The sequence below is a fragment of the Cellulomonas sp. IC4_254 genome (assembly GCF_011603975.1).
Lineage (GTDB): Bacteria > Actinomycetota > Actinomycetes > Actinomycetales > Cellulomonadaceae > Cellulomonas.
Window position 1 is genome coordinate 1 of sequence record NZ_JAANNB010000206.1, and the last position, 6,603, is coordinate 6,603.

General features: G+C 76.3%; 5 protein-coding genes and 1 pseudogene. 4 read left to right on the plus strand and 2 right to left on the minus strand.

What is annotated here, in order from left to right; genetic code table 11:
* Positions 1 to 44 precede the first annotated feature (44 nt).
* The 4 genes from G6556_RS16095 (at position 45) to G6556_RS16110 (ending at position 5,122) form a co-directional block, all read left to right on the plus strand.
* A complete protein-coding gene (locus tag G6556_RS16095) occupies positions 45 to 1,019 on the plus strand; it encodes a putative F420-0 ABC transporter substrate-binding protein (protein ID WP_346774945.1) in 975 nt (324 codons plus the stop codon).
* A 7-nt stretch (positions 1,020 to 1,026) separates the two neighbouring features.
* Positions 1,027 to 2,160 carry a putative F420-0 ABC transporter permease subunit gene (locus tag G6556_RS16100; protein ID WP_166943713.1) on the plus strand — a complete coding sequence of 378 codons (1,134 nt, stop codon included), beginning with the start codon at positions 1,027 to 1,029 and terminating at the stop codon, positions 2,158 to 2,160.
* Positions 2,151 to 3,821 carry an MFS transporter gene (locus G6556_RS16105; protein ID WP_166943716.1) on the plus strand — a complete coding sequence of 557 codons (1,671 nt, stop codon included), beginning with the start codon at positions 2,151 to 2,153 and terminating at the stop codon, positions 3,819 to 3,821. Before G6556_RS16100 ends, G6556_RS16105 begins: the two co-directional genes overlap by 10 nt.
* A gap of 68 nt (positions 3,822 to 3,889) precedes the next feature.
* Positions 3,890 to 5,122 carry a hypothetical protein gene (locus tag G6556_RS16110; RefSeq protein WP_166943718.1) on the plus strand — a complete coding sequence of 411 codons (1,233 nt, stop codon included), beginning with the start codon at positions 3,890 to 3,892 and terminating at the stop codon, positions 5,120 to 5,122.
* Between the two features lie 86 nt (positions 5,123 to 5,208).
* On the opposite strand, the gene G6556_RS16115 is transcribed toward G6556_RS16110, so the two are convergent.
* Positions 5,209 to 6,030 carry an exodeoxyribonuclease III gene (locus G6556_RS16115; RefSeq protein ID WP_166943720.1) on the minus strand — a complete coding sequence of 274 codons (822 nt, stop codon included), beginning with the start codon at positions 6,028 to 6,030 and terminating at the stop codon, positions 5,209 to 5,211.
* Positions 6,031 to 6,078: 48 nt separating this feature from the next.
* Positions 6,079 to 6,603: pseudogene (locus G6556_RS16120) on the minus strand (hypothetical protein); the annotation flags it as partial.

Here is a 6,603-nt window from a genome sequence, read left to right on the forward strand (position 1 = left end):
CCCGCACCCGCACCGCCCGCCTGCTCCTCACCGCGCCCGCCGCCGTGGCCGTCGCCGCCCTGGCCGCGTGCGCCGGCGGCAGCGCGAGCGGCGGCACCGACGACAGCACCACCGCGGCCGCCGGCACCACCTCGTCCGCCGCCTTCACCCCCGTCACGCTCGACAACTGCGGCACCGAGGTCACCGTCGACGCGCCGCCGGAGCGGGTCGTCGCGATCAAGTCGACCTCGATCGAGATGCTGCTCGCCCTCGGCCTCGAGGACCGCCTGGTCGGCACCGCGTTCGCCGACGGCCCCGTGCCGGACGAGTACGCCGCCGCCTACGACGCGGTCCCCGTGCTGTCCGACAAGGTCCCCGGCCAGGAGGCGCTGCTCGAGCTGCAGCCCGACTTCGTCTACGCCGGCTGGGAGTCGAACTTCTCCGACGACGGCGCCGGCGAGCGCTCCGCCCTGCAGGGCCTCGGCATCGGCACCTACGTCTCCCCCGCCGCCTGCAAGGAGGACGGGTACATGCCGGACCCGCTGACCTTCGACGGCCTGTTCGACGAGATCCGCGAGATCGCGTCCGTGTTCGGCGTCGAGGACCGCGCGGAGGACCTGATCGCGGACCAGCAGGCCGAGCTCGACGCGGTGCAGCCGCCCGCCGAGCAGACCACGGCGCTCTGGTACTCCTCCGGCACGGACAGCCCGTACGTCGGCGCGGGCATCGGCGCGCCGCAGATGATGATGGACGCCGCCGGGCTGACGAACATCTTCGCGGACGTGCACGACACCTGGACCTCGGCCGGCTGGGAGCAGGTCGTCGCGGCCGACCCCGACGTCATCGTGCTGGTCGACGCGACCTGGAACACCGCCGACAGCAAGATCGCGATGCTCGAGGGCAACCCCGCCACCAGCCAGCTCACGGCCGTCAAGGAGCACCGGTACCTCACCGTGCCGTTCCCCGCGGCCGAGGCGGGCGTCCGGAACGCCGACGCCGTGGTGAGCCTGTCCGAGCAGCTCGCGGACCTGGAGGGCTGACCACCCGATGACCACCACCGCGCCGACGGGCGGACGAGCCGGCCGGCCGCGCCCCGCGCCCGCGGGCCACGGCCGTCCGCTCGACGCGCGCGCCTCGAGCGGACGGCCCCCGTGGCGCCCGCCGCTGCTGCCGACGCTGCTGGTCGGGCTCGCCCTGCTGGTCGCGACGGTGCTGGTGTGCGTCACGATCGGCCCGGCGGACATCGCGGTCGCGGACGTCGCACGCAGCATCGCCGGCCACCTCGGCCTCGGCCCGGCGGCGGGCGCCGACGGGGGCGTGCCGGTGCTGACCGACGCGATCGTCTGGGAGCTCCGGCTCCCCCGCGTGCTCACCGGCGCGGCCGTGGGCGCGGGCCTGGCCCTCGCGGGCGCGGTGATGCAGAGCCTGACCCGCAACCCGCTCGCCGACCCGTACCTGCTCGGGCTGTCCTCGGGCGCGTCGCTCGGGGCGGTGGCCGTGCTGGTCGTCGGCGTGGGGCTGCTGCTGCCGGTCGCCGCGTTCGCCGGGGCGCTCGCCGCGCTGGTCGCGACGCTGAGCCTGGCTCGGGTTGGCGGCGTGCTCACTCCGGGGCGCGCGGTGCTGGCGGGCCTCGCCGTGTCGCAGCTCGCCGCCGCGGGGACGTCGTTCGTCATCTTCTGGTCGGCCACCGGCGACTCCTACCGGGAGATCCTCAACTGGCTGCTCGGCTCGCTCGCCGGGTCGACCTGGCGGAGCGTGGCGATCGCCGCCAGCGCGCTGGTCGTCGTCGGCACCGTGCTGGTGGCCTCCGCGGTGCGCCTCGACGCGTTCGCCTTCGGCGACACCGCGGCCGCCGCGCTCGGGATCTCGGTCGACCGGACCCGCTGGGTGCTGATGACGCTCGTCGCGCTGCTGACCGGCGCGATGGTCGCGGTCAGCGGGTCGATCGGGTTCGTCGGCCTGGTGCTGCCGCACGCGGTCTCGGCGCTCACCGGCCCGGCGCACCGGCGGCTGCTGCCGGTCGCGGCCGTCGTCGGCGCGATCTTCCTGGTCTGGGCCGACACCGGCGCCCGCACGCTGTTCGACCCGCGGGAGCTGCCGGTCGGCATCGTCACGGCGCTCATCGGCGTGCCGGTGTTCGCCGTGCTGCTGCGGCGCGGACGGGGGTCGGCGTGGACCTGAGCATCGCGGGCGTCGGCACCCGGCTCGGCGGCCGGTGGGTGGTCGACGGCGTGGACGCCACACCACCCCCCGGCGCGCTGACCGGCCTGCTCGGCCCGAACGGCGCGGGCAAGACCACCCTGCTGCGGCTGATCGCCGGGCTGCTCGACCCCGAGGCCGGCGCGGTGCTGCTCGACGACGTGCCCGTGCACACCGTGCCGCGGCGCGAGCGCGCCCGCCGGGTCGCCCTGCTGGAGCAGGAGTCCTCCTCGACCGTCCCGCTCACCGTCCGCGAGGTCGTCGCGCTCGGCCGGATCCCGTACCGGACGCTGTGGGGCGCCGACGCCGACGAGGCCGCCGTCGACCGCGCGCTGGCCGCCGCCGACGCCGCGCACCTGGCCGACCGGGCGTGGTCCGCGCTGTCCGGCGGCGAGCGGCAGCGGGTGCACATCGCCCGCGCGCTCGCGCAGGAGCCCGACCTGCTGCTGCTCGACGAGCCGACCAACCACCTCGACGTCAGCGCCCAGCTGTCGCTGCTCGCGTTCGTCCGCGACCTCGGCCGGACCACCGTCGCCGCGCTGCACGACCTCAACCTGGCCGCCGCGTACTGCACGCACGTGCTCGTGCTGGCGGAGGGACGACTGGTGGCCGCCGGCGACCCGCGCGACGTGCTGACCGCCGACCTGGTCCGCGCGGCGACGCTCGCCGTCGTGGTGGCGCTCGCGCTGACCGGCAACGCCTCGATGGCGGTGCTGTACGCCGGCGCGCTGGTGATGAGCGTGGCGACCGTGTTCTTCGACGTCGCGCACCAGTCGTACGTCCCCGGGCTGGTCGGCCTCGCGCACATCGGCGAGGGCAACGCCAAGCTCCAGGCCACCCAGTCGGTCGCCGGGGTGGCCGGCCCCGCGCTCGGCGGTGCGCTGCTGCGGGTGGTGCTGGCGCCCGTGCTGCTCGCGGTGAACGCGGTGACCTACCTGGTGTCCGCGCTCGCCCTGTCCCGGATCCGCAAGGCCGAGGAGCTGCCGCCCCGCGAGCACCGCCGGCCGCTGAAGGAGGAGATCGCGGAGGGCCTGCGGTTCGTCGTCCGGCAGCCGCTGCTCCGGCGGATCGTGGCCTGCACCGCCATCGGCAACCTGTTCGGGGCCGCCGCCGGCGCCGTCACCGTGATCTTCGCGCTGCGCGAGCTCGGGCTCGACGAGGCGGCGTACGGCACCGTGCTGTCCGCGTCCGCCGTCGGCGGCCTGCTCGGCGCGGTCGCCTCGGACCGGCTGGTGCGCTGGTTCGGCGAGGGCCGCGTCATCCCCCTGTCCGCGCTCGCGTTCGCGCCGGGCGCCGCGCTGACCCCGCTCGCCGCGGTGCTGCCGTTCCCGCCGCAGGCCACCCTGATCGCCGGCGGCGTGCTGTTCTACCTGGCGGTCGTCGTCTACAACGTCGCCCAGGTCAGCTTCCGGCAGCGGGTCTGCCCGCCCCCGCTGCTCGGGCGGATGAACGCGTCGGTGCGGTTCATCGTGTGGGGGACGACGCCGATCGGCGGACTGCTCGGCGGCTGGCTCGGCCACACCTTCGGCGCCACCACCACGCTCTGGGTGGGCGCCGCCGGCGCGGTCGTCGCCGCGCTGCCGGTGCTGTTCTCGCCGCTGCTGCGGATGCGCGAGCTGCCGGGGGCACCGGCCCCGGAGTGACGCGTTCCCGCACGTCAGCGACACGCCCGGTTTGAGCTGCATCGGGCACCTTGGGCAGAGTGGGGGCCGTGATCCGCCTGCTGCTGTCCGCCGTCATCGGGTTCTTCGTCGCCTCGGTCGTCCTCCGGGTCGCCGACCTGGACGCCGGGTGGGAGTGGGCCTTCGGCGTCTCCCTCGGGGTCATGGTCCCGCTGATGATCCTCGTGACGATCGGGCGCACGTTCGCCGGCGCCCGGCCGGCCCGGCCGCAGGACGTCGAGGCCGCGCTCCGGGAGAACCGGGTCAGCCTCGCCAAGGTGCTCGAGACCCGGGCGACCGGCACCACCATCAACGACCAGCCGCTGTGCGAGATCCGGCTCGTCGTGGCCTCCCGCACGCGGCCCGCGTACACCACGACCACCCGGAGCGTCATCAACCTCGGACGACTGCCCGGGCTCCAGCGCGGCGCCGTCGTCGTGGTCGCCCAGCTCGACGCGGAGCGGCCCGAGGTCGCCCTGCTCGACCCGGCGCCCGCGGGCTGGCAGGACGTCGCCGACCGCGACACCCACGTCCGTGACCTGCCCGAGGCCCCGGTGTGGGACGCGCCGCCCCCGCGCGGCCGCGACCGCCGCGGGCTCGTCCGGATCCCCGCGGTGCTGCTCCTCGTGCTCGCGCTGGTCGGGTTCGGCGCGCGCGTGTGGCCGGTCCGCGACGAGGCGCTCGCGCTCGTCCAGGGCACCCCGCTGGAGGAGGTCCAGGCGGAGGCCGCCGGGGCCGCGGCCGGGACCGGCGGCGAGGAGGAGCAGCCCGCCCCGGCCGTCGACCTGTTCAGCGCCGCGCACACGCGCCCGGCGATCGACGACCTCGTGGCGGTGGCGGGCGGCTCGCAGTTCACCGAGGTCGGGATCTACGGCGACTACATCGTGGCCGAGGGGCTCACCGCACCGGGCGAGCCCACCACCGACAGGTACACCTGGCGGGACGGCGAGGCGGCCCGGGACGGCGCCGCGCCGATCCAGCCCGACCCCGCCGCGCTGCCCGACGAGCTGTTCGACGTCACCGCCGTCGACTGGTCGCTGGTCGAGCCGCTCGTGGCGCAGGTGCCGGAGCTGACCGGGATCACCGCGCCGGGCGGGCCGAGCGTGCTCGTGCGACGGGCGACCGACCCCGGGGTCACCACCCCCGTCGAGCTCCACCTGTGGGTGAGCGACGAGTACTACGACGCCTACCTCACCGCCGACGCGACCGGGACCGTCGTGTCGATGCACGGCGGACGGCCGGGGTCGCCGGCGGAGGCGTGGGAGGCGGCGCACGGCGGCTGACGGCGGCGGACGCGGGGTCCGCCGGCTGCGGACGCGGGGCCGGCCGGCCGCCGGGTCAGCCGGCGCCGCCCGGGCGGACGCGCCGGTCAGACGTCGTACGTGACGACCACCGGGGCGTGGTCGCTGAACCGCGCGTCGTACGTCGCGGCCCGGTCGACCTCCACCGTCCGCGCGCGGTCCGCGAGCGACGACGTCGCCAGCTGGTAGTCGATCCGCCAGCCGGAGTCGTTGTCGAACGCCTGCCCCCGCCAGGACCACCAGGTGTAGGGGCCGGGCCCCTCGCCGCCGTGCTCCCGGCCGAGGTCGCGCCAGCCCTGCTCGTCGAACCAGGTGTCCAGGTACGCGCGCTCCTCGGGCAGGAACCCGGCGGCCTTGCGGTTGCCCCGCCAGTTCTTGATGTCGACCTCGCGGTGCGCGATGTTGAGGTCGCCCGCGACCACCACGTCCGCACCCTCGCCCGCGAGCTCGGCGAGCCGCTTGGTCATCACGTCGAGGAACGCGTACTTCTCGTCCATCTTCGGCGTCCCGGCCTGCCCGGAGTGCACGTAGGCCGACACGACGGTGAGCAGCCGCGGCTCCGCGCCGTCGGCGGCGGGCAGCTCCAGGTCCGCCTCGACCCAGCGGCCGCTGTCGGCGGGCACGCCGGTGCCGATGCCGATCCGCACCGCGCGCATGGGCAGCCGCGAGGCGATCGCGACGCCCGCGCGGCCCTTGGTCTCACTGGCCTCGTGGGCCAGGTGCCAGTCCGCCGCGGACAGGTGGTCACCCAGGATCTCGTCGGAGGCGCGCACCTCCTGCAGGAGCAGGACGTCCGGCCGCCGGGCCTCGACCCAGTCGGCCATGCCCCGCTTGAAGGCGGCCCGGATCCCGTTCACGTTGACACTCGCTACCGTCAGCACGCCGACCATCCAACCTCATGCCACCGACACCCCCCAACGCCCGGGTGACGGCGGGGTTCAGCCGTCGGCCGCCGCCCGCGCCGCCGCACGCGCCTCGGCGCGGGCCACCACCGCCGCCACGCCGTCGAGCACCATCCGCAGCCCCCAGTCGGGCCGGCCGTCGTCGTCCTCGGCGACGGAGTCGTCGTCGAACGCCCCCGCGTCGAGCGCCCGCGCGAGCGCCGGGTGCTCCTCCGGGTCGGTCACGGCACGGAGCAGCGCGGCGTAGTCGAGCAGGGCGGGGTGCGTGACGGGTCCCGCGTCCGGGCCGGACCCGTCGTCACCTCGGCCGGCCGCCTCCCGCGCCCGCGCCGCCTGCGCCTCGGCCGCCACCACCTGCCCCTCGGCCAGCAGGTGCAGGGACAGCCGCCCGACGACCGCCGTCCGCTCGGCCCAGCTCAGCGGCGTGCCGTCGAGGGCCCGCAGCCCGCGCTCGAGGAACGCGATCCGCGCGGGACCCGGCAGTGCGGCCGCCGCCGGGGTCTGCACCGCCCACGGGTGCCGACGGGCGAGGTCGAGCTGGTCGTGGCACCAGCGCTCCAG

What these genes read in the sequence shown, in the direction of transcription:
- G6556_RS16100 (WP_166943713.1), top strand. Translation starts at nt 1,027, where the DNA reads ATGACCACCACCGCGCCGACGGGCGGACGAGCCGGCCGGCCGCGCCCC.
- G6556_RS16115 (WP_166943720.1), bottom strand. Translation starts at nt 6,030, where the DNA reads ATGGTCGGCGTGCTGACGGTAGCGAGTGTCAACGTGAACGGGATCCGG.